Source organism: Amycolatopsis marina, from assembly GCF_900111885.1.
GTDB classification, from domain to species: Bacteria; Actinomycetota; Actinomycetes; order Mycobacteriales; family Pseudonocardiaceae; genus Amycolatopsis; species Amycolatopsis marina.
Genome location: NZ_FOKG01000009.1, coordinates 163,698 through 183,044 on the forward strand (window position 1 = coordinate 163,698; position 19,347 = coordinate 183,044).

The following is a 19,347-nucleotide window of genomic DNA, read 5'->3' on the forward strand; positions in this document are numbered from 1 at the left end:
ACTCAGCCGGAGTGGGGGCAGGTGTCGCGGTACTCGGAGATGGTGCGGTCATCGGGGGCGGGGCAGAGGAACTGCTCGTAGCGGGTGTCGTTGTCGATGAACCGCTTGAGCCAGGAGATGCTGTACTTCGCGATCGTGGTGTTGGACGAGTTCGGCGCGAAGTGGCTGGCGTTGTCCAGTTCCAGATAGGCCTTGTCCAGACTGGCGGAAAGGCTGTTGTAGAACGGGATCGAGTGTGAGTTCACCGAGGCCACGGAGTCGTTCTCGGCACCGATGATCATGGTCGGCACCCGGACCTCGCTCCACGTCTTGTCGGTGTTCCACGCCGTGAGCGGGATCGCGGCCTGCAGGTTGGGCCGATCGGAGGCGGCCTCCAGCGAGCCGCCGCCGCCCATCGAGTGCCCCATGACCCCGAGCCTGCTCGAATCGATCCGGCTACGGACCGAACTGTCCTCCACCAGATAGTCCAGCGCGGCCAGCAACTGGTCACCCCGGCTCGCGGGCTGGTCGTAGCGGCTGTTGGTGTCGATGGTGGAGATGACGAAGCCCTGGGACGCGAGACGTGGGCCGTACCAGCTCATGCTGGACTGGCTCGCGGTGAATCCGGGGGCGATCGCCACGGCGCCGAAGGTGCCCTGGCTGGTGCTGGTCGGGTAGTAGATCGTGCCGCCGCCGAAGCCGCGGACGGAGAACGACGAGACGCTGGTCTGCGAGGTGGCGAAGGAGCCGCGAGAGGCCTCGATGCTGGACTCGGTGGGGGCAGGGCCACGTTCGTACGGGTTCTCGGCGCCCTGAGCCGTCGAGGCGCCTGCCAGGCTGCCGCCTGCCACGGCGACCGCCATGGTCATGGCGGTCATGATTCTGGTGCCGCGTGAGGGGCGGGACGAGCGGACTCGGTCCGCGAAAGTGGTCCGTGGAGACACGACTTTGTACTCCTGTTCGCAGGGGACATCACGACCCGGACCGGCGGGATGGGAAGGGGAACCGGTACCGGAGTAGTTCGATTCTGCGTGGCGGACCCGCGTCGCGTATCGGTGAAACCACCAGTCCTTACTGCCCGGTAGCCGAGCGGGTGACGGTCAGCCGGAGTGGGGGCAGGTGTCGCGGTACTCGGAGATGGTGCGGTCATCGGGGGCGGGGCAGAGGAACTGCTCGTAGCGGGTGTCGTTGTCGATGAACCGCTTGAGCCAGGAGATGCTGTACTTCGCGATCGTGGTGTTGGACGAGTTCGGCGCGAAGTGGCTGGCACCGGCCAGCTCCAGGTAGCCCTTGTCCAGCGTGGGCGGCATGCTCTCGTAGAAGGGCTCCGAGTGCCCGCTGACAGACGCGATGAAGTCGTTCTCGGCGCCGATGACGAGGGTCGGAACCTGGAGTCCTGCCCAGTTCGTCGTGGTGTGCCAGCCGGTCAGCGGGATGGCCGCCTGGAGTGCGGGCGTGCTGTTCGCCGCCGACAGCGCGCCGCCGCCGCCCATCGAGTGCCCCATGACCCCGAGCCGGTCCGGGTCGACCCGATCCCGCACCGGGCTGGACCGCACCAGATGGTTGAGTGCGGCGAGAAGCTGCCTGCCCCGGTCGTCGGGGAAGTCGAAGATGCCGTTGGTGTCGATGGTGAACACGACGAAGCCCTGGGACGCGAGCCGCGGCCCGTACCAGCTGGTGGCCGACTGGCTCTCGGTGAAGCCCGGCGCTATGGCGACCGCGCCGAAGGTGCCCTCGCTGGTGCTCGTCGGATAGTAGATGGTCCCGCCGCCGAACCCGCTCACCGAGGCCGGAACGGTCGTCCGTTCGACCGCGAACGGGCCGGTGGCCGCTTCGATGCTCGCCACGGTCGGGTTCGGGCCTCGCTCGTACGGATTGTCCTGTGCCTGCAGTGCGGGTGCGGTGGTGAGACCGGCCGCGGTGAGGGAAAGGGTCATGGCCGCTGTGCACAGCAGCCGCCTGGTGCGGGAGGTGTGGGCGGGAGTCACGTCGTTGTCTCCGTTTCCGGTGCCGATGGCGGTGATGGCAGCACGGAATTATCGGCACGTGAAAGTCGTCCGTTGGCCCGGAGAACGGTTCGAATATCCCTCAGCGGAACAATTTGGCAAGTTCCACACGAGAGCGGACGCCGAGCTTGGCGAAGATGTTGCGCAGGTGATAGTCGACGGTCCGGTGACTGATGAACAGCTGCGTCGCGATCTCCCTGTTGGTCGCGCCCTCGGCGACAAGCCGGGAGATCTCCGACTGTTGGGGAGTCAGATCCGTTGTGGCAGGGGAACTTTCGCCACGCACCGGATCACCGCACGCCCGCAGTTCGGCCTGGGTGCGGTGAACCCAGTACCGCGCGCCGGCGCCCTGGAAGATCTTCAGCGACTCCCGCAGGTACTCCCTCGCCTGACCCGGTTTCCGGTCGCGGCGCAACTGGTGCGCGTAGAACAGCTCGGTTCTGGCCAGTTCGAAGCTCGTGTTGCTGTTGCGATGCAGCCGGATCGCCTCGAGGTAGTGCTCCGCCGCGGCCGTGGCGGAGTCCGCGAGCAGGGCGTGACAACGGTGCGCGAGGGCGCGCCGCGCTGGTCCTCCCGTGCTGCCTGCCCAACTGTCGAACGAGCCGAGTGCCCGCTCGGCCCTGCGCCGCTCGCCGCAGCGGACCGCCGCCTCGACGAAGTGCGGTATCGCCATTGCCCGGATCGAGGAATACCGGTGGTTCTCGCCGGAGGACAGCAGTCGCAGCCGGTCCAGCGCGTCGGCGGGGCGGCCCACCGCGAGGTCGGCGCAGGCCGCCGCCCACGAACCGAACGCGCTCGGCCTGCCGAGCCCCCGCTCGGCGACACCGTGGGCGGCCGCGTCCAGCCGGACCGCCGCGGTCTCGTGATCACCCTGCAACGCCGACAGCAGCGCGAGGATGCAGAGGTGGTCGATCGCGCAGTTGCGCTGGCCGAGCGCCTGAGCCGTACGCAGACCCTCCAGTGAACTGCTGGCCGCCGCGGAGTACCGGTCGGAGAGCAGCGCGGCCAGCGAGGCGTAGACCATCGCCCACGGGACCTGGGTCTGGTCTCCGGTGGCACGGGCATGGGTCACCGCGCGCAGGGCCAGTTCGTGTGCTGTCGAGGACTCACCGAGGGTGTAGGCGGCCTGGCTGGCGAGGATCTTGGCCACGGGATGGTCGGTGGCGTCGGCGAACGCCACCACCCGGCGCAGCGCTCCCTCGGCCTTGCCGTGCTCGCCGCGGAAGGTCGCGGCCATCCCCGCGAAGTGGTCGAGCACCAGCCCCGTCGCAGGTGCTTCGTCACTGGTGCGCAACCGCGCCGCGTCCTCGGCCGTGGCGCAGTACCCCGCGTTGTCCCCGGCCACGCAGTTCGCCTCACCCGCGAGCACGAGGGTCTCGACCGCCAGCGAGCGGTGCGTGCCCGCGAACTGCCGGGCCGTGACGAGCAGATCGCTGGCGGCGGCGGCCGGGGAACCACTGCGCAGTTCGATCTCCCCGTTGAGCAGGGCGGCGGCTCCGCGCAGTCCGGCCGATCTGGCCAGCGGTTCGGCCTCCCTGAGCAGGGCTCTGCAGCGGCGCGGGCGTCCCGCGGCCCAGTAGTCGGCCGATGCCGAGATCAGCCGCCGCGCCCGCTCCTCGCCGGGAGCGCCGAGTACGGCCGCGCGCTCGCTCGCCCTGGAGGAGGCGAGATAGTCGTGGGACTCCCGTGCCAGCGCCGCGGCATGATCGAGTTCCGTGGCGATTCCAGCGGCGTCCGTGCTCGCCAGCGCGGCCCTGTGCCAGGTCCAGCGGTACCTGTCCGTCTCGGGGTTGGCGACGTCGGTGAGCAGCCGGTGTGCCTCCTGTGCCTCGCCGAGGTCGAGTTCGGCACGCAGCACCCCGTCCAGCAGGCGTCCCCGTACCCGCACGACGCCGTCGGTCACCACCAGCAGTCCGGCCTGGCGTCCCTCGTCGAGGCCGTCGGGTGCGATTCCCGCCTTGGCCGACGCGGACAGCAGGACGTCGAGGTCGAGCGCGCCGTCGGCGGCCACCATCGCCACGACCCTGCGGGCGTCGGAGGAGAGCCGGAGCAGCCTGCGCCGGACCGAGCGCCGCAACCTGCTGTTCGCGGGCAGGGACCGGGGCAGCGCCGTGAGCGCTCCCGCTCCCTCGATGTCCAGCGCCTCGGCGACCTCGGTCAGCGCCAGTGGGTTGCCGCAGCACAGATCGAGCAACTGTCCACTGCGCTCGGAGCCGAGGTCGTAGGGGAGGCGGTCGCGCAGAATCGCCTCGGCCGCGTCGTCGTCCAGTGCCCGCAGACGCAGCCGGGGAATCCGGTCCAGCAGGTCGGCGCCGGTCCACTCTGGACCCTGCTCCGCGGTGAAGACCAGCACGGTGCGGGTGCCGGCGAGCCTGCGTGCGGTGAACGCCAGCGCGGACAGCGAGGCGTGGTCGAGCAGGTGTGCGTCGTCGACCCGGCAGACGGTCACGCTGTTCGGTTCCGCCGATTCGGTGAGCAGGTGGTGGAAGGCGGCGTGCAGGCCGAAGTCGTCGATACCCGAAGCAGGGCCCGTGGGTCCGGTGGGGCCGAGCGCGGGGGCGAGGGAGCGCCGAAGGGGCGGGGGCAGCCGCGACACGTCCGTGGGCATCGACAGGAGCAACCGGTGCAGCCCGGCGAACGGCAGTGCGGACTCGGATCCGACCCCGCACGTGTCCAGTACCCGCGTCGCCGGCGCGGCAGGGTGGAGTGCGTCCAGCAGTGCCGTGCGGCCGGATCCCGCTTCGCCGAGGAGCACGACGGCGCTGCCGTGCCCTTCACGGGCGCGGTCGACCAGGCCGGTCAGCCGGGCGAGCTCCCTGGCGCGGCCGAACACGGCAGGAAGTGGATCTGCCCGCGTGTCCATCCCGGTGGCCACCATGGGCGACAGTGTGACTGCCCGCCCACCCGGTGTCATCCGCTGTCCGTCGGGAGTTCGCCCCGGCGCGGTCCTCAGCCGCTCTGTCAGCCGTTCTGCTCGTCCCGCCAGGCGAGCCACTCACGAAGCAGGCCGAAGTCGTAGTCCGGACCGCCCGTGGCCACGGTGAACATCGTGATCCCGAGGTCGTGCAGTTGCGCCGCGGACTTCTCGGGGGACTCCTCCACTCCCACGGAACGCTCGATCTCGGCCGGGTCGCGCCCGACGTCCGCGCAGTGCTCGTCGAGGATCCGCACCTTGCGTGTGGCGGTCTCCACCTCACCGAAGCCGTGCCAGATGTCGGCGTGCCTGGCGACCAGTTTGAGGGTCTTCTTCTCCCCGCCGCCGCCGATCAGCACCGGAATCTTGCGGGTGGGCGCCGGGTTGAGCTTGGCGAGCCGGTTCTCGATCCTCGGGAGCGCCTGGGCGAGGTCGTCGATCCTGCCGCCTGCCGTGCCGAACTCGTAGCCGTACTCCTCGTAGTCCTTCTCGAACCAGCCCGCGCCGATGCCGAGAATGAGCCTGCCGTCGCTGATGTGGTCGACCGTGCGGGCCATGTCGGCGAGCAGTTCGGGATTGCGGTAGCTGTTGCAGGTGACCAGCGCGCCGATCTCGACCCGGCTGGTGGCCTCCGCCCACGCGCCGAGCATGGTCCAGCACTCGAAGTGCTTGCCCTCTGGCTCGCCGCTGAGCGGGTAGAAGTGGTCCCAGTTGAAGAGGATGTCGACGCCGAGTTCTTCGGCTTGCGCAGCGGCGCGCCGGATGGTGGCGTAGTCGGCGTGCTGGGGCTGGAGCTGCAGTCCGATCCGGACCGGCCTGGTGGCTGCTGAGGTCATGATCACCAGGGTATCGAGAGTCCGGTGTTTCGGCTCGGCATATCCGGTGCGCTGTTCAACCGGTGACGCGAGCCGCCGCGAGCCTGCCGGAGATGAGCACCGGCGGGATGCCGACCCCTGGGGTGGTGCCGCATCCGGCGAGTACCGCGTTCTCGACACCGCGCACCAGGTTGCGTGGCCGGAACGGGCCGGTCTGGGCGAACGTGTGCGCCAGCGAGAACGGGGTTCCGGCGCTGAGGCCGCGTTCGGCCCAGTCAGTGGGGGTGACGACCTCGTCCACGTCTAGGTCCGAGTCGAAACCGGTCAGCCCGCGTGCGGTGAGGGTGCCGAGCAGTTCGTCCCGGTAGCGGGGGCCCACCCTTGGCCAGTCGATCCGGCCCACCTGAAGGTTCGGCGCGGGGGCCAGCACGGAGATGGACTGGCGGCCGTTCCCGCCGCGACCGGGGTCGGTGGCGGTGGGCCTGGTGACCAGCAACGACGGATCGCTCATCAGGGTGCCGTTCCGGATGATCTCGGCGAAGGTCCTGCGCCAGGCCCCGCCGAAGAAGATCGTGTGGTGGTCCAGCTCCGGCCACGTGTGCGCCGCGCTCCCGTGCAGCACGACGGCGGAGGGGGAGTACCGCAGCGGGAGCGCCCTGCGGGCGGAGATGCCGAGCAGGTGCCGCGCGGTGGCGAGTTCGGTGGCCAGGACCACGGCGTCGCACTCGATGCGTTCCCCCGCCGCCGTGCGCACGGCCCGCACGCGGGACGAGACGCGCTCCAGCCACGCGGCCTGCGTGCCGAGGCGAACCTGTGCCCCTGCCGCCTCCGCCGCGGCCACCATCGCCCGCGCGATCGCGCCCATACCGCCCATCGGGTAGTAGACACCCCCGACGGTGTCCATGTAGGAGATCACCCCGTACGCGCCGATCGCCCGCATCGGATCGAGTCCGGCATACAGGGACTGGAAGGAGAACAGCCTGCGCAGCCGGTCGTCCCGCAGGAAGCGGCCGATGCGCGGCCCGAGTCTGCCGAACCCGCCCAGCGCCGCCAGTTTCGCCAGTTCGGGCCGCGCGAGGTCGAGCGGTGAGTCGAAGTTGGCGCCGATGAAGTGGTCCCGCTGAGCGGTGTAGAGCGCGGTCAGCCAGCGCCGCAACTCCCGGTAGCCCTCGGCTTCCCGCGCACCGGCGACCGTCCGGATCTCGGCCTCCATCTCGTCCGCACCCGTATGCAGGCGAATGGTGCTGCCGTCGGCGAAGTGGGCCCGGTATGCCGGGTCGAGCCGGGTCAGCCGGAGCCGGTCCGGGGTTTTCTCACCGACCGCCGCGAAAGCCTCGTCGAGCAGTTCGGGCATGGTCAGGACGCTGGCGCCGGTGTCCACCGAGTATCCGGTGCCGTCGCGCTGCGCGACCCGGCCGCCGGGGTGCGGGTCTCGTTCCAGCAGCGTCACCTGCCTGCCCGCCCCGAGCAGGTGCAGGGTGGCCGACAGCCCCGCGAGGCCCGCCCCGATCACCACGACGTGGTCGGTTCGTCCCGTGACGGTCCGCACCATGATCAGTAGTTCCTCTGGGTGGCTCTCGCGGCGAGTTCGCCGAGCCGGGCCGCGGCGGGTTCGGCGAGTGCGGCGCGGTCCAGGGTGGCCAGTGCCGTCGCGGTGAGCTCGGTGATCCGGCGTTCGACCGCGTCGACGGCGCCGACGTCGACGAGTGCCTGCCGGACATCGTCCACGTCGGACTCGGTCAGCGCGGCGTTGCCGATGGCCGCTGCGATGAGCCTGCCCTCGGCGTCGCGGTTCTGTTCGCGTGCGCCGCGCAACGCGAGCGCGAGCAACAGGGTGCGTTTGCCCTCACGGAGGTCGTCGCCGGCTGGTTTGCCGGTGACCGAGGGGTCGCCGAACACACCGAGCAGGTCGTCGCGCAGCTGGAAGGCGATACCGAGGTCCCCGCCGAGGTCCAGCAGTGTGCGGATCGTGCGGTCGTCGGCCCCGGCGAGTGCCGCACCCAGATGCAGCGGTCGCTGCACGGTGTAGGCGGCGGTTTTGAGCTTGTCGATGCGCAGCGCCGCCTCGATGGAGGTGTCACCGACGGCCTGGGTGTGCACGTCGAGATACTGCCCGGCCATTACCTCGGTGCGCATCGCCCGCCACGCGGGGCGGGCGGCGGCGAGTGTCTCGGCGGGCAGCGCCGCACCGGCGAACATGTCCTCGGCCCAGGCCAGCGCGAGGTCACCGATCAGGATCGCGGCGGACAGCCCGAAAGTGGCCGCCGAGCCGAGCAGTCCCGCATCGGCATGCCGTTTGGCGAAGGCCATGTGGACGGTCGGGGAACCACGGCGGGAGTCCGACGAGTCCATCACGTCGTCGTGGATCAGCGCGCACGCCTGGATCAGCTCCAGGCTGGCGACGGCCTGCAGCACCCCCTCGGCATGCGGCCCGGCCGGATCGCCGCCTGCGCCGCGCCACGCCCACCACGCGAACGTCGGGCGCAGGCGCTTCCCGCCGCCGAGGACGAAGGCCGACAGGGCGTCGAGACCGGGTTCGAAAGCCGGTTCGGTGTCCCGGATCGCCGCACCGGCCTCGCGCACGAAGTCGGCGAGGACCCGCTCGACGTGAACGGGCAGATCGGCGTCGTAGTCCGGCACAGTCATGTCCCTATCGTCACGGTTGCGCTGCCGGGATGCGATCTCGGGGTGGCAAGGTGTGGCGGAAACGTCACCGGAACCGTGGAAACGTCACCGGAACTACCGCACTTTCCCGGGAAAGTGCGGTAGTTGCGCACGCACACATCGCACTTTCCCGGGAAAGTGCGACAGGGCAAGCCCGTGACCTGGGGCCGGGAGTTGCCGGCCTCGCACTTTCCCGGGAAAGTGCGAGGCGTTCCCAGGTCGGGCCGCGTACCGCTGCGCACTTTTGCGGGAAAGTGCCGGGCGCCGGATTCTGTCGGTGAGTTCGCGTAAGTTCGATGGCATGGCAACCCTGGTCACGTTCCACGCCCATCCCGACGACGAGTGCATCGGCTGCGGCGGTGTCATGCGCAAGGCGTTCGAAGACGGTCACCGGGTGGTGCTCGTCGTCGCGACCCGTGGTGAGAAGGGAGAGGTGGACGAAGGGTTTCTCGGCGAGGGCGAGGAGCTGTGGCAGCGCCGGGTCGCGGAAACCCATGCGGCAGCGGAGATCCTGGGCGCCAAGCGGGTGGAGTTCCTGGGATACGTGGACTCCGGGATGATGGGCGAGCCCACCAACGATGCGCCGGGCTCGTTCTGGACAGCTTCCGTGGAGGAGGCGGCACAGCAGCTGGCCGCGATCCTGCGCGAGGAGCAGGCGGACGTGTTGACCTGCTACGACGACAACGGCGGTTACGGGCATCCCGACCACATCCAGGTCCATCGCGTGGGCATGCGCGCCGCCGAGATCGCCGGAACCCCGCGGGTGTACCAGGGCACGATGAACCGCGACAAGATGCTGGCCGGGATGGCCGAATTCGCGAAGTCGGCGGCGGCTGCCGGTATCGAACTGCCCGACATGGACGAGGCCGAGCAACAGGAGTTCGGCAAGCCCGAGGCCGAACTCACGGCGGCGGTGGACGTCCGGGAGTTCATCGAGCACAAGCGCGCGGCCATGCGCGCTCACGCAAGTCAGATCAGCGAGCAGTCGTTCTTCCTCGCGATGCCCGACGACGCGTTCGTCGAGGCTTTCGGTACGGAGTGGTTCATCAGGGCGGGGCAGGGCCCTGGGATCACCGAGACCGATCTGCTGGCCGGTCTGTGAGGGTTGTGCACAACTCGGTCGACGGGGCTCATCTGCATAGGCCACTGTGATCGCGAGCTCACCTCTCACGTGCTGAGAGAGGTGTCCCAGCCCGCGGACCGCCGACTACGATGAGCGACATGACAACGGTGGTGGAACGGTTGCGGGGAGACGCGACCGTGTTCTCGGTCGAGTTCTTCCCGCCCCGGGACGCCGCCGACGAAGCGATCCTGTGGCGGTCGATCCGCGAGCTGGAATCGTTCGACCCGGCGTACATGTCGATCACCTACGGCGCGGGCGGGTCCAGCAGGGACGGCACCATCCGCAGCATCGCCAGGGTCGCGACGGAGACGACGCTGGTGCCCATGGCCCACCTCACCGCGGTCGGCCATTCCGTGGCCGAGTTGCGCCACGTCATCGGCTCGTACGCCGCTGTCGGAGTGCGCAACATCCTCGCGCTGCGCGGCGATCCGCCGGGAGATCCCTACGGGGAGTGGGTGCCGCATCCGAACGGCCTGAACTATGCCGAGGAACTGGTCACGCTGGTGCGCTCGCTCGGCGACTTCTGCGTTGGTGTGTCGGCCTTTCCCTATGGGCACCCGCGATCGGCCGACCTGGACACCGACACGCTGCACCTGGTCCGCAAGTTCCGTGCGGGTGCGGACTTCGCGATCGCGCAGCTCTTCTTCCAGCCGGAGGACTTCCTGCGCCTGCGTGACCGGGTCGCCGCAGCCGGATGCGAGGCGCTGCTGATCCCCGGGATCATGCCGCTGACGACTCCGCGCACGCTGCGCAAGACGATCGAGCTGTCCGGGGCCAGCGCCCCCTCCTCGCTGCTGAACCGGCTGGAGCCGCTCTCCGACGACCCGAAGGCGTTCCGCGCCGAGGGGCTCGACGCGGTGACGGAACTGTGCGAGCGACTGATCGCCGAGGGCGTCCCGGATCTGCACTTCTACACGTTCAACCGATCGAAGGCGACCAGGGAACTGGTGAGCAGGCTGGGGCTCGTGCCCGCACGTGCCTGAGCGGGCGCCGAGTCGATCGTGACGCGCGTTTGCCGACAGACACGAAGACGGAGGCGCCCGGTCACCGTGGGCGGTAGCGTGCCGATATGGCTTCTACCGAGGGCGTACACAACATTTGCGACCAGTTCGTCGACGACTTCGCGGCGGCAGATCCCGTCTCGGCGACGGTGATGGGTGTCGCGGGCTATGACGATCAGCTCACCGACTACTCGCCGGAGGGATACGCCGCACGGGCAGCGCTGGCCAAGCGCGCCCTCGGTGCGATCGAGGCGGTCGAACCGCGCGATGCGGGGGAGCGCGCGGCGAAGGCGGTGTTCGCCGAGCGTGTCGGGCTCGATGTCGAGATCCACGAGGCCGGACTGGACATCGGTTCGCTCAACGTGACCTCCGGTCCCGTGCAGGACATCCGCATGGTGTTCGACCTGATGCCGCTGGACACCACCGAGCAGTGGGGCACCCTCGCCGCTCGGCTGGCCAAGGTGCCCGACGCGCTGGACGGGGTGCGCGCCTCCCTGCTCGCCGCGACAAGGGCCGGTACCGCCCCCGCGCTGCGGCAGGTCAGCAAGGTCGCCGAACAGGCAGAGACCTGGGCGGGTCTGCACGGAATGACCGGCTACTTCGACACTCTCGTCTCCGGCGCGGACGCGAACGTGCCGGAATCGCTGCGCGCCGAACTGCGTGAGGGCGCACGCGCCGCGCAGGAGGCCTACGCCGAACTCGCCGGGTTCCTCCGGGCCGAACTCGCGCCGCTCGCACCGACGAAGGACGCCGTCGGCGAGGACGTCTACCGGCTGTGGTCCCGCTATTTCACCGGCGCGGCCTTCGACCTGCGGGAGGCGTACGAGTGGGGCTGGGCCGAGTTCGCCAGGGTGGAGCGTGAGGCACAGGAGGTCGCCGAGCGGATCAAGCCGGGGGCGACCCTCGCCGAGGCCGCCGCGGCGCTGGACGCCGACGACCGCTACAGCGTCCATGGCAAGCAAGGTCTCGAGCAGTGGATGCAAAATCTCTCCGACGACGCGTTGAAGTCGCTGCGGGGGACGCATTTCGACATTCCCGACGACCTGATGGCACTGGAATGCAAGGTAGCCCCGCCCGGCGGTGGCGTCGGCGCCTACTACACCGGGCCGAACGAGGACTTCTCCCGGCCCGGCCGGATGTGGTGGTCCGTCCCCGCCGACAAGGAGGAGTTCTCCACCTGGCGGGAGGTCAGCACCGTCTACCACGAGGGTGTTCCCGGTCATCACCTGCAGATCGCGACGGCGGTGCACCAGGCGGACACGTTGAACAAGTTCCAGCGCCTGATGGCCTTCACCTCGGGGCATGCTGAGGGCTGGGCCCTCTACGCCGAGCGGCTCATGCAGGACCTCGGCTACCTCGGCGACGACGGCAATCTCCTCGGCATGCTGGACGCGCATCTCTTCCGTGCGGCGCGGGTGGTCGTGGACATCGGTATGCATCTGGAGCTGGAGATCCCGGAGGGAACCGGGTTCCACGAGGGTGAGCGGTGGACACCGGAACTCGGTCTGGAGTTCATGCTGACCAGGACCATCACCGACGCCGACCACGTGCGCGACGAGATCGACCGTTACCTCGGCTGGCCGGGGCAGGCCCCGGCCTACAAGCTCGGCGAGCGGATGTGGCTGGCGGCCCGTGACGAGGTCAGGAGCAGGGCCGGAGCTGCCTTTGATCTCAAGGACTTCCACACCAGGGCACTGCGGCTGGGTGGGATGGGCCTGGACACGTTGCGGGAGCAACTCGCCGAGCTCTACTGATCGCCCTCACGTTCCGCGTGCGTGATCGTAGGTAGAGTGCAGGACTATGCACCGAGTTTTTCGTTCCACACCACCGCCACGCTCCTGAGCGGGGCGTAGCTGTGTGAGTCTGCCGTGCGGCATCTGTGCCGCACGGTTTCTCGGTGATCCTTCAGCGCGGACGCCCCGCGTCGTCGTCCCCCTTTCCTCCTTCGACGCTGGAGCGTTCATTCATGTCTGCTGTCGTTGTATCCGCACGCCCCGAGGCCAGGTCCGCGGGAATGCTGCTGGCCGCCGGGGTGCTGTGGGGCACCGGTGGTCTCGCCGGGTCCCTGCTCGCCGCCCGTGGCGGCCTGCATCCGTTGTCGATCGCCACCTATCGCCTCCTGCTCGGCGGTGCCCTGACCGTGCTGCTGCTGGCCGCGACCGGCGGGCTGCGCGGGCTGGTCCGCACTTCGGAGGCCGTGCGCCGGATCCTCCTCGCCGGTGCACTGCTCGCCGTCTTCCAGGCCAGCTACTTCATCGGCGTGATCCTGACCTCCGTGAGTGTCGCGACCATGGTCACCATCGGCAGCGTGCCGGTGTTCGTCGCCGTCGCGACGGCGCTGACCGAGCGGCGCAGGCCGGCGAACTCGGCCATCGTGTCCCTGCTCGCCGCGCTGCTCGGCCTGGTGTTGCTCACCTGGTCACCCGGTGGCGCCGGTGATCGTGCGCAACTGCTTGCCGGGCTGGTGTTCGCACTGCTGGCAGGCGGCGGGTTCGCCGCACTGACACTGCTCACCCGGCATGCGGTGGCCGGGCTGGACCCGCTGCGCACGACGGCCTTCGGCTGTCTTACCGGCGGGCTGCTGTTGCTGCCCTTCGCGCTGTGGCTCGGTATGCGGCTGCCGGTCGACCTCGAAGTGGTGACGCTGGCGCTCTACCTCGGTGCGGTTCCGACGGCCCTGGCCTACGCGGCGTACTTCCGGGGGCTGCGCGGCGCCCACCCGGTGCTCGCCGCGCTGGCCGCCCTGCTGGAGCCGCTGACCGCCGCCCTGCTGGCCGCGGTGCTGCTCGACGAGCGGCTCGGCGCGACCGGCTGGTGCGGCGCGGCGCTACTGGTGCTCGCCCTCGCGGTGAGCTACTGGCGGCCGCAGCACTGACAGCGTGTTCGTCATAGGCACCTCGTGGTCTCCGGTTCCCGGTACGCCTTCGCCGACCTCGAGCCGGAGACCACGGCGGGCAGCCACCCTGTCGATGACGGTGCCGCTGTGCCAGCCGTGCGGTGTGCCGCTTGCCAGTTGCCCGCGAAGCCGGGGCGCGTTGCGGGCGTGGCGGGTGAAGGACCAGCCCAGCAAAACCCTGCCCCTGGCGCGCTGACCGGCCAGTGCGGCGTCCACGCTGCAGTCGAGCCAGAGCAGATGGCGGGTGCGACGGGTGAGTACACCGAGCACGACGAAGGCTGCCCTGGACACCTGCCCGGTGATCGGGTCGTGGACGACGAGTGGCCGTGAGGCGCCGGCCGCCATGGTCACCAGCCGGGCCAGTTGCAGCAGGTGCACGAGCGGGCGGTACCAGGAGTACGGCGTCGCGGCGGGCAGCAGGTTCCGCAGCCAGGCCCGGACCTGGTCGGCATCGAGGACGGTGACGGGCACACCGGCCTCCATACCCCGCAACAACGTGCTCTTGCCTGCCCCGGGGAGGCCACCGACCACCAGCAGTGAGCGGGGCTCGATCCGCAGCGCCAGCCTGCCGGTGAACATCGGATCGAACGGGGTGGTCTCTGTGCCAGTCATGCAGCGACCAACGAAGGACAGCACCGTCAACGTTCCGCATCCGGCGCGGATCACTCCACTGCGCGCCGACCGGTCAGTCGAGCGGCAGTGTGCGGCCGAGAATCGCGAACGGGCGCGGGTCCCCGACGAAGTGGTAGTTCCGCAGGACGTCGGTGAAACCGAGCCTGCGATACAGCTTCCAGGCCCTGGTCGGGCCCTCCGGGGTGGACAACAGGACGTGCCGGTGCGGCACGCCGTCCATCAGCATGCGCAGCAGGTCCTCGCCGATACCCCGCGCCTGGTTCTCCGGATGCACGTGGATCTCGGTGAGCTCGTAGTAGTCCTCCAGCCAGCGGCTGGCGTCGACGTCGCCCGCCTCCGCGAGGCCACGTCGCACCTGTTCGTGCCACCACTGGCCGGGACTGCCCCGGTAGCCGTAGGCGATACCGGTCATCCTGCCCGTACCGTCCAGGGCGGCGACGCAGCGCCAGCCCTCGCGCAGCGCGTGCGTCAGCCACATCGGCGCCCGCTGCTCGGCGGTGCCAGGGGGGTAGTTCATCGCGGCGACGTAGAGGCCCAGCGCCTCACGCAGCCGTGCCCGGAAGTCCTCGGACGAGAGTTCGACAAGCCGGGTGCGTTCGGACGGCATCGCGGTCACCGTGGCACACCGTCCGTGTCCGTGTCGGGAACCGGGGTGTGCGCGACGTCGGCGGCGGTGCCACCGGTGAGGTCCAGCAGCGCCCGGTAGGTGGTCGGGAAGACCGACTTGGCGTGCCCGGCGGCGGCCCATACGACGTCGTACTGCTCGAGCGCGGTGTCGACGAGGGTCCTGAGCGGGTGCGGGTGTCCGACAGGGGCGACACCGCCGATCACCTGACCCGTGTGGAGCTTCACGAACGCGGGGTCGGCCTTGCCGACCGTCTCGGCCCCGGTCAGCTGGGCGAGTATGCCGGTGTCGGCACGGTGGGCGCCGGAGGTCAGCGCGAGCAGCGGGAACTCGCCTCCCGGACCGTCGGCCCGGAACACCAGGCTGTTGGCGATGGCACCGGGTTCGACGCCCAGTGCCGCCGCGGCCTGTGCCGCGGTGCGGACCTCGGCAGGGAGGATCCGGATTCCCTCTGCCGCCGCGTGCTGACCCGCCTCGGCCAGGGCGGCGGAGACCTTCGCGACGGCGGGATGGTCGAGCGTGCTCATGTCGTTTATGAGACCACGGACCCCGGTAGGGGTGCGACGTGCGTCGCACGGACGCGGGGTTGAGTCCTGGGCGGTCCCGGGTTAGTCTGGCCATGTTCGAACATACGTTCGACGTCCGGTGAGCGCTCGCTGGTCGGGCGCCCGGAGCAGGGGCGGGGGAAGCGCCTCTGCCCCGGGCGCCTTCACCGGCCGGGTGTTCGCCGCGCATCCCGCCGAGGGTGCGCAGGCCGAACAGGAGGTGGTCGCCATGTCCGTCGGGATAGCGGCCCGTGGGCAGTTCAGTCATTCCGGGCGCTCCAGCCGCGCCGGGCGCTCCGCGCGTGCGGTGCAACCGGCGCTGCCGATGACATGGCAGCCGCCTGCCTCGCCCGCGGCGGTGTCCCTGCTGACCCAGGCGCAGCGTGGTCTTGCCGAGGCCGTCGGCGAGACCGATCCGGTCCACCGGTTCATCTCCTCGTACCTGTCCGCCCTGCGCGCAGCTGCCGCGGTGCTCGCGGCCAGGGGGCGCCCGCACCGCGGCAGGGCCAGGCCGGCCAGTGTCTGGGTGCTGCTGGAGACCGAGGCGCCCGAACTCGGCGAGTGGGCCACCTACTTCGCCGCCAACTCCGCCACGCAGGCGGCCGCGCAGGCGGGAATCACCCGCAGGGTCACCGAAGACCTGGCCGACGAACTGGTGCAGCGCAGCAGGCAGTTCCTCGAACTGGCGCGGCGCGCGGTCCACCCCATGCCGGAGGAGGGGGCCGCCGAGCAGGTCAGGGCCGACCCCTGCGCGGCGCCCGCCCGAAGGCGAACGCGGGGCTAGCCATGTCAGGTCAGTCAGTGATCGAGCACGGGAGGCTGCTCGAGGTGCTCGGCACCGAGGGCGAGCGGCTTGCCGATCTCGCCCACCGGACTCCCGAGAGCACGCCCGTGCCCACCTGCCCCGGCTGGACGGCACGGGAACTCACCCGGCACGTCGGCAGCGTCTACCGGGCCACGCTCGCCTGGCTGGCGCAGGGAGCGCGGCCCCGGCGATGGCAGCGGGAGCCGGGGCGGGGCCAGTCGGTGGAGGAGTACCTGCGGGAGGGGTTGGCGGCGCTGCGAGCCGAGTTGGAGCGGCACGATCCCGCCGAGCGGGCCGCGACCTGGTGGCCCGCCGATCCCACCTACGGTTTCTGGCGCAGGCGGATGGCACACGAGACCACCGTGCACCGGATCGATCTGCAGTGGGCCGCGGCGACCCCCTTCGCGGAGACCTCGGACGACATTCCGGAGGACGTCGCGATCGACGGGGTGGACGAGGCGCTCTCCCTGTGGTTCGGGCAGCGGCTACCGATGCTCGGGATGACCGGTACCCGCGTCGGGTCGGTGGCTGTGCGCACCGGCGGGCACAGCTGGATCGCGCGTGCCGGTCCCACCGAGACCGTCGCCTGGCGCTGCGCGGAAGGGGAGACGGAGAACGCGGACGTCGTTGTCAGCGGCAGGCCCGGACAGGTCTATCTGTGGTTGTGGGGCCGAGCGGGTCCGTGGTCGCTGGACAGTGTGGACGGTGACTATGACGCGGCGGGGCAGCTGTGGGCGCTGCTGCGGCTGGCCACCCGGTGACCCGTCACGACCGGGTTGCGCGGGCGCCTGCCCAGGCGAGCAGGCGGTTGTCCAGGTTGTTCAGGTAGTCACGCCCGTACGGCCCCTGCTCCAGTTCGTCCACCAGGACCGCGGGCAGATCGGCGGTCAGCTGGGTCGACCGCGAGGCCGCACCGAGGGCGATCGTGGCGACCGTGTCGACGTCGCCGGTGTAGGCGATGCTGGCCCGCAGCATTTCCCGGAGACCGGAACCGTTCGCCAGCACGGAGAGCGCCGCGCGGACGCTCATCCAGCCTCTCGAGCCGCCGTGTATTCGAATCCCGCGCCGTGGGCATCGCCGACGGCCAGTTCGATGAGCACGGGAAAAACCTACCCGGGGGTGTCGTGTGCCGCGATTCCGTCGTACATCACGCGGCGTATCGCTTCGCTGAGTTGGCGTTGGTGCGCGGGCTCGGGCCGCCGGAGCGAGGAGAGCGCCGCAGCCATGATCATTCCGGTGATGGCGCGGGCAGTGTTGTGGACATCGAGGTCGGCGCGTAGGTAGCCGAGTTCGACGCCGTGCGCCAGGTAGGCGGCGGTGAGTGTCCCGGCCAGATCGAAGAAGTCGAGGACGCGTTCGGCCATGGCCTTGTCGATCCCGGCGGCTTCGACCAGCAGCAGCCGGGGGACACGGGGATCTTCGCCGAAGATACGGGCGAGTGATTCGCCGATCCGCGCGGTCTGTTCACGGTAGTCCTCGAGGGTCGACACGGCATCGGGGGCGTTCTCTGCGGTGAGCGCGGTGCTGATCCGCGCGACCAGGTCGTCGATGACGTGGTCGACGATGTCCCGCTTGTTCTCGAAGTAGCGGTAGAAGGTGCCGTGTCCGATGCCCAGGCGCGCGGCGATGTCGGCGATGCCGGTGGCGTGATAACCGCGTTCGGCGAAGCACTCGAATGCCGCGTCGATGATTTCGCGGCGCAGCTCCTGCTTCTTCCGTTCGGCGCGGCTGAGTGGTCGGGCACTGGAGGTCATGGACCGCAGTTTATTGCCAAGGGCCGATACCTGACATACCGTTCCGATACTGATATACAATTCCGCAGGAGAGGGTGCGCATGGCCACGCAGTACGACGCGGTGATCGTCGGCGCCGGGTTCGGCGGTCTGGGTGCGGCGATCCAGCTCAACCGGCTCGGCTACGACAACCTGCTCATCCTCGAACGCGAGGACGACCTCGGCGGCACCTGGCACGTGAACCGGTACCCGGGTCTGGCCGTGGACATCCCGTCGTCGACGTACTCCTATTCCTTCGAGCCGAACCCGTACTGGTCGCGGCTGTTCGCGCCAGGTGCGGAGCTGAAGCGCTACGCGGAGCACGTGGCCGAGAAGTACGGCCTGCGCGGTTCGATCCGCTTCGGGACGGTGGTCACCGGTGCGACCTGGAACGAGAACGAATCGCACTGGCAGGTCGCCATCCAGGGTGGGAACCGCGTCACGGCGACGTACCTGCTCACCGCGACCGGCTTCCTGTCGCAGCCGAAGACGCCCGACATCGACGGCATCGACAGCTTCCGCGGCAAGATCATCCACACCACCGCCTGGGACGACGACTACGACCTGACAGGTCAGCGCGCGGCGATCATCGGCACCGGCGCCACCGCCGTGCAGTTGATTCCGGAGGTGGCCAAGGTCGTCTCGGAGCTGACGGTCTACCAGCGGACTCCGATCTGGGTCAGTCCCAAGCCCGACTACCGCATCCCGAAGGCGTTGCAGCGACTGTTCGCGACGCTGCCGCCGGTCCAGCAGGCCGTGCGCCAGATCGGCAACTCCATCCTCGAGCTGATGATGATCTCCGGGGTGGTGCACTACAAGGAACTCAGGATCGCGAACCGTATCGCCGAGCGATGGTGCCGGGCACACCTGTTCCGCCAGGTGCGCGACCCCGAACTGCGCCGCGAACTCACGCCCGACTACTCGTTCGGCTGTAAGCGGCCCACGTTCTCCAACGACTACTTTCCGACGTTCATCCAGCCGCACGTCCACCTCGAGACGTCGAGCATTGAGCGCATCGACGAGCACGGTGTCGTCACCGTCGACGGCAACCGCACCGAGATCGATGTGCTACTGCTGGCCACCGGCTTCAATCTGTGGGACGTCAACTTCCCGGCCATCGAGATCATCGGCCGGGACGGGAAGGACCTCGGAAAGTGGTGGCGGGACAACCGCTTCCAGGCCTACGAGGGGGTGACCGTTCCCGGTTTCCCGAACCTGTTGTCGCTGAACAGCCCCTACTCCTACAGCGGTTTGTCGTACTTCACCACGATCGAGTGCCAGATGAAGCACATGGACCGGCTGTTCACCGCGATGCGCAGGCGCGGCGCGCACGTTTTCGAGGTCACCCAGGAAGCGAACGACCAGTTCCTCGACCGGATGACGGAGAAGGTGGGCAACTCGGTCTTCTCGCTCGGCCAGTGCGCCACCGCGAACAGCTACTACTTCAACCAGCACGGCGAGGCCACGCTGCTTCGCCCGACCTCGACGATCAACGCGCACCGCGAGGCGGCCCGCTTCCCGCTCGAGGACTACACCTATGCCTAGGGCCCGCATCAACGAACAGTAGGGT

General features: G+C 69.7%; 17 protein-coding genes and 1 pseudogene. 7 read left to right on the top strand and 11 right to left on the bottom strand.

All coding sequences use genetic code 11. The features are described from left to right. Window positions 1–2: 2 nt before the first annotated feature. The 6 genes from bdeA to BM199_RS16725 form a co-directional block, all read right to left on the bottom strand. Window positions 3–923, bottom strand: a complete 921-nt coding sequence (gene bdeA, locus BM199_RS16700) for an alpha/beta hydrolase (RefSeq protein WP_483860447.1) — start codon at window positions 921–923, stop codon at window positions 3–5. A 156-nt stretch (window positions 924–1,079) separates the two neighbouring features. Then, window positions 1,080–1,916, bottom strand: a complete 837-nt coding sequence (locus BM199_RS16705; protein WP_091674271.1) for an alpha/beta hydrolase family protein — start codon at window positions 1,914–1,916, stop codon at window positions 1,080–1,082. A gap of 151 nt (window positions 1,917–2,067) precedes the next feature. After that, a complete protein-coding gene (locus BM199_RS16710) occupies window positions 2,068–4,863 on the bottom strand; it encodes a helix-turn-helix transcriptional regulator (RefSeq protein ID WP_091674149.1) in 2,796 nt (931 codons plus the stop codon). Window positions 4,864–4,946: 83 nt separating this feature from the next. Then, complete coding sequence (locus tag BM199_RS16715; RefSeq protein WP_091674272.1) at window positions 4,947–5,735, bottom strand: LLM class F420-dependent oxidoreductase; 789 nt, start codon at window positions 5,733–5,735, stop codon at window positions 4,947–4,949. Between the two features lie 55 nt (window positions 5,736–5,790). Continuing rightward, the gene (crtI, locus tag BM199_RS16720; protein ID WP_091674273.1) at window positions 5,791–7,263 is read right to left on the bottom strand and encodes a phytoene desaturase family protein; all 1,473 of its coding nucleotides are present in this window, start codon (window positions 7,261–7,263) and stop codon (window positions 5,791–5,793) included. Between the two features lie 5 nt (window positions 7,264–7,268). After that, entirely contained in the window at window positions 7,269–8,360 is a 1,092-nt protein-coding gene (locus tag BM199_RS16725; RefSeq protein ID WP_091674150.1) for a polyprenyl synthetase family protein, read from the bottom strand. A gap of 319 nt (window positions 8,361–8,679) precedes the next feature. Between BM199_RS16725 and BM199_RS16730 the strand changes: the two genes are divergently transcribed. The 4 genes from BM199_RS16730 (at window position 8,680) to BM199_RS16745 (ending at window position 13,377) form a co-directional block, all read left to right on the top strand. Next, window positions 8,680–9,480: a PIG-L family deacetylase gene (locus BM199_RS16730; protein WP_091674151.1), complete on the top strand. Its 801-nt coding sequence runs from the start codon at window positions 8,680–8,682 to the stop codon at window positions 9,478–9,480. Between the two features lie 119 nt (window positions 9,481–9,599). Continuing rightward, window positions 9,600–10,484 (top strand): methylenetetrahydrofolate reductase, encoded by an 885-nt coding sequence (locus tag BM199_RS16735; RefSeq protein ID WP_091674152.1) that lies wholly within the window; start codon window positions 9,600–9,602, stop codon window positions 10,482–10,484. A gap of 86 nt (window positions 10,485–10,570) precedes the next feature. Then, the gene (locus BM199_RS16740) at window positions 10,571–12,256 is read left to right on the top strand and encodes a DUF885 domain-containing protein (protein ID WP_091674153.1); all 1,686 of its coding nucleotides are present in this window, start codon (window positions 10,571–10,573) and stop codon (window positions 12,254–12,256) included. Window positions 12,257–12,468: 212 nt separating this feature from the next. Further along, a complete protein-coding gene (locus BM199_RS16745; RefSeq protein WP_091674154.1) occupies window positions 12,469–13,377 on the top strand; it encodes a DMT family transporter in 909 nt (302 codons plus the stop codon). Here the strand turns inward: BM199_RS16745 and BM199_RS16750 are convergent. From BM199_RS16750 to BM199_RS16760, 3 genes and pseudogenes are all read right to left on the bottom strand, one after another. Further along, window positions 13,330–13,983, bottom strand: a pseudogene (locus tag BM199_RS16750) (AAA family ATPase); the annotation flags it as partial. The gene BM199_RS16745 and the pseudogene BM199_RS16750 overlap by 48 nt on opposite strands. A gap of 100 nt (window positions 13,984–14,083) precedes the next feature. Further along, window positions 14,084–14,647 carry a GNAT family N-acetyltransferase gene (locus BM199_RS16755; RefSeq protein WP_177242647.1) on the bottom strand — a complete coding sequence of 188 codons (564 nt, stop codon included), beginning with the start codon at window positions 14,645–14,647 and terminating at the stop codon, window positions 14,084–14,086. Continuing rightward, window positions 14,644–15,183, bottom strand: a complete 540-nt coding sequence (locus BM199_RS16760) for a YbaK/EbsC family protein (protein ID WP_091674155.1) — start codon at window positions 15,181–15,183, stop codon at window positions 14,644–14,646. The genes BM199_RS16755 and BM199_RS16760 overlap by 4 nt, the downstream gene beginning before the upstream one ends. Before the next feature lie 118 nt (window positions 15,184–15,301). Between BM199_RS16760 and BM199_RS16765 the strand changes: the two genes are divergently transcribed. Continuing rightward, window positions 15,302–15,985, top strand: coding sequence for an SAV_6107 family HEPN domain-containing protein (locus BM199_RS16765; protein ID WP_245788406.1), 684 nt, complete (start codon window positions 15,302–15,304; stop codon window positions 15,983–15,985). Between the two features lie 2 nt (window positions 15,986–15,987). Continuing rightward, window positions 15,988–16,767 (top strand): maleylpyruvate isomerase family mycothiol-dependent enzyme, encoded by a 780-nt coding sequence (locus BM199_RS16770; RefSeq protein ID WP_091674156.1) that lies wholly within the window; start codon window positions 15,988–15,990, stop codon window positions 16,765–16,767. Between the two features lie 4 nt (window positions 16,768–16,771). Here the strand turns inward: BM199_RS16770 and BM199_RS16775 are convergent, their stop codons facing one another. Both BM199_RS16775 and BM199_RS16780 read right to left on the bottom strand, forming a co-directional pair. Continuing rightward, entirely contained in the window at window positions 16,772–17,035 is a 264-nt protein-coding gene (locus BM199_RS16775) for a hypothetical protein (RefSeq protein ID WP_091674157.1), read from the bottom strand. Window positions 17,036–17,115: 80 nt separating this feature from the next. Further along, complete coding sequence (locus tag BM199_RS16780; RefSeq protein WP_091674158.1) at window positions 17,116–17,760, bottom strand: TetR/AcrR family transcriptional regulator; 645 nt, start codon at window positions 17,758–17,760, stop codon at window positions 17,116–17,118. An 80-nt stretch (window positions 17,761–17,840) separates the two neighbouring features. On the opposite strand from BM199_RS16780, the gene BM199_RS16785 reads away from it, so the two are divergent. After that, window positions 17,841–19,322 (top strand): flavin-containing monooxygenase, encoded by a 1,482-nt coding sequence (locus BM199_RS16785; protein WP_091674159.1) that lies wholly within the window; start codon window positions 17,841–17,843, stop codon window positions 19,320–19,322. Window positions 19,323–19,347 lie beyond the last annotated feature (25 nt).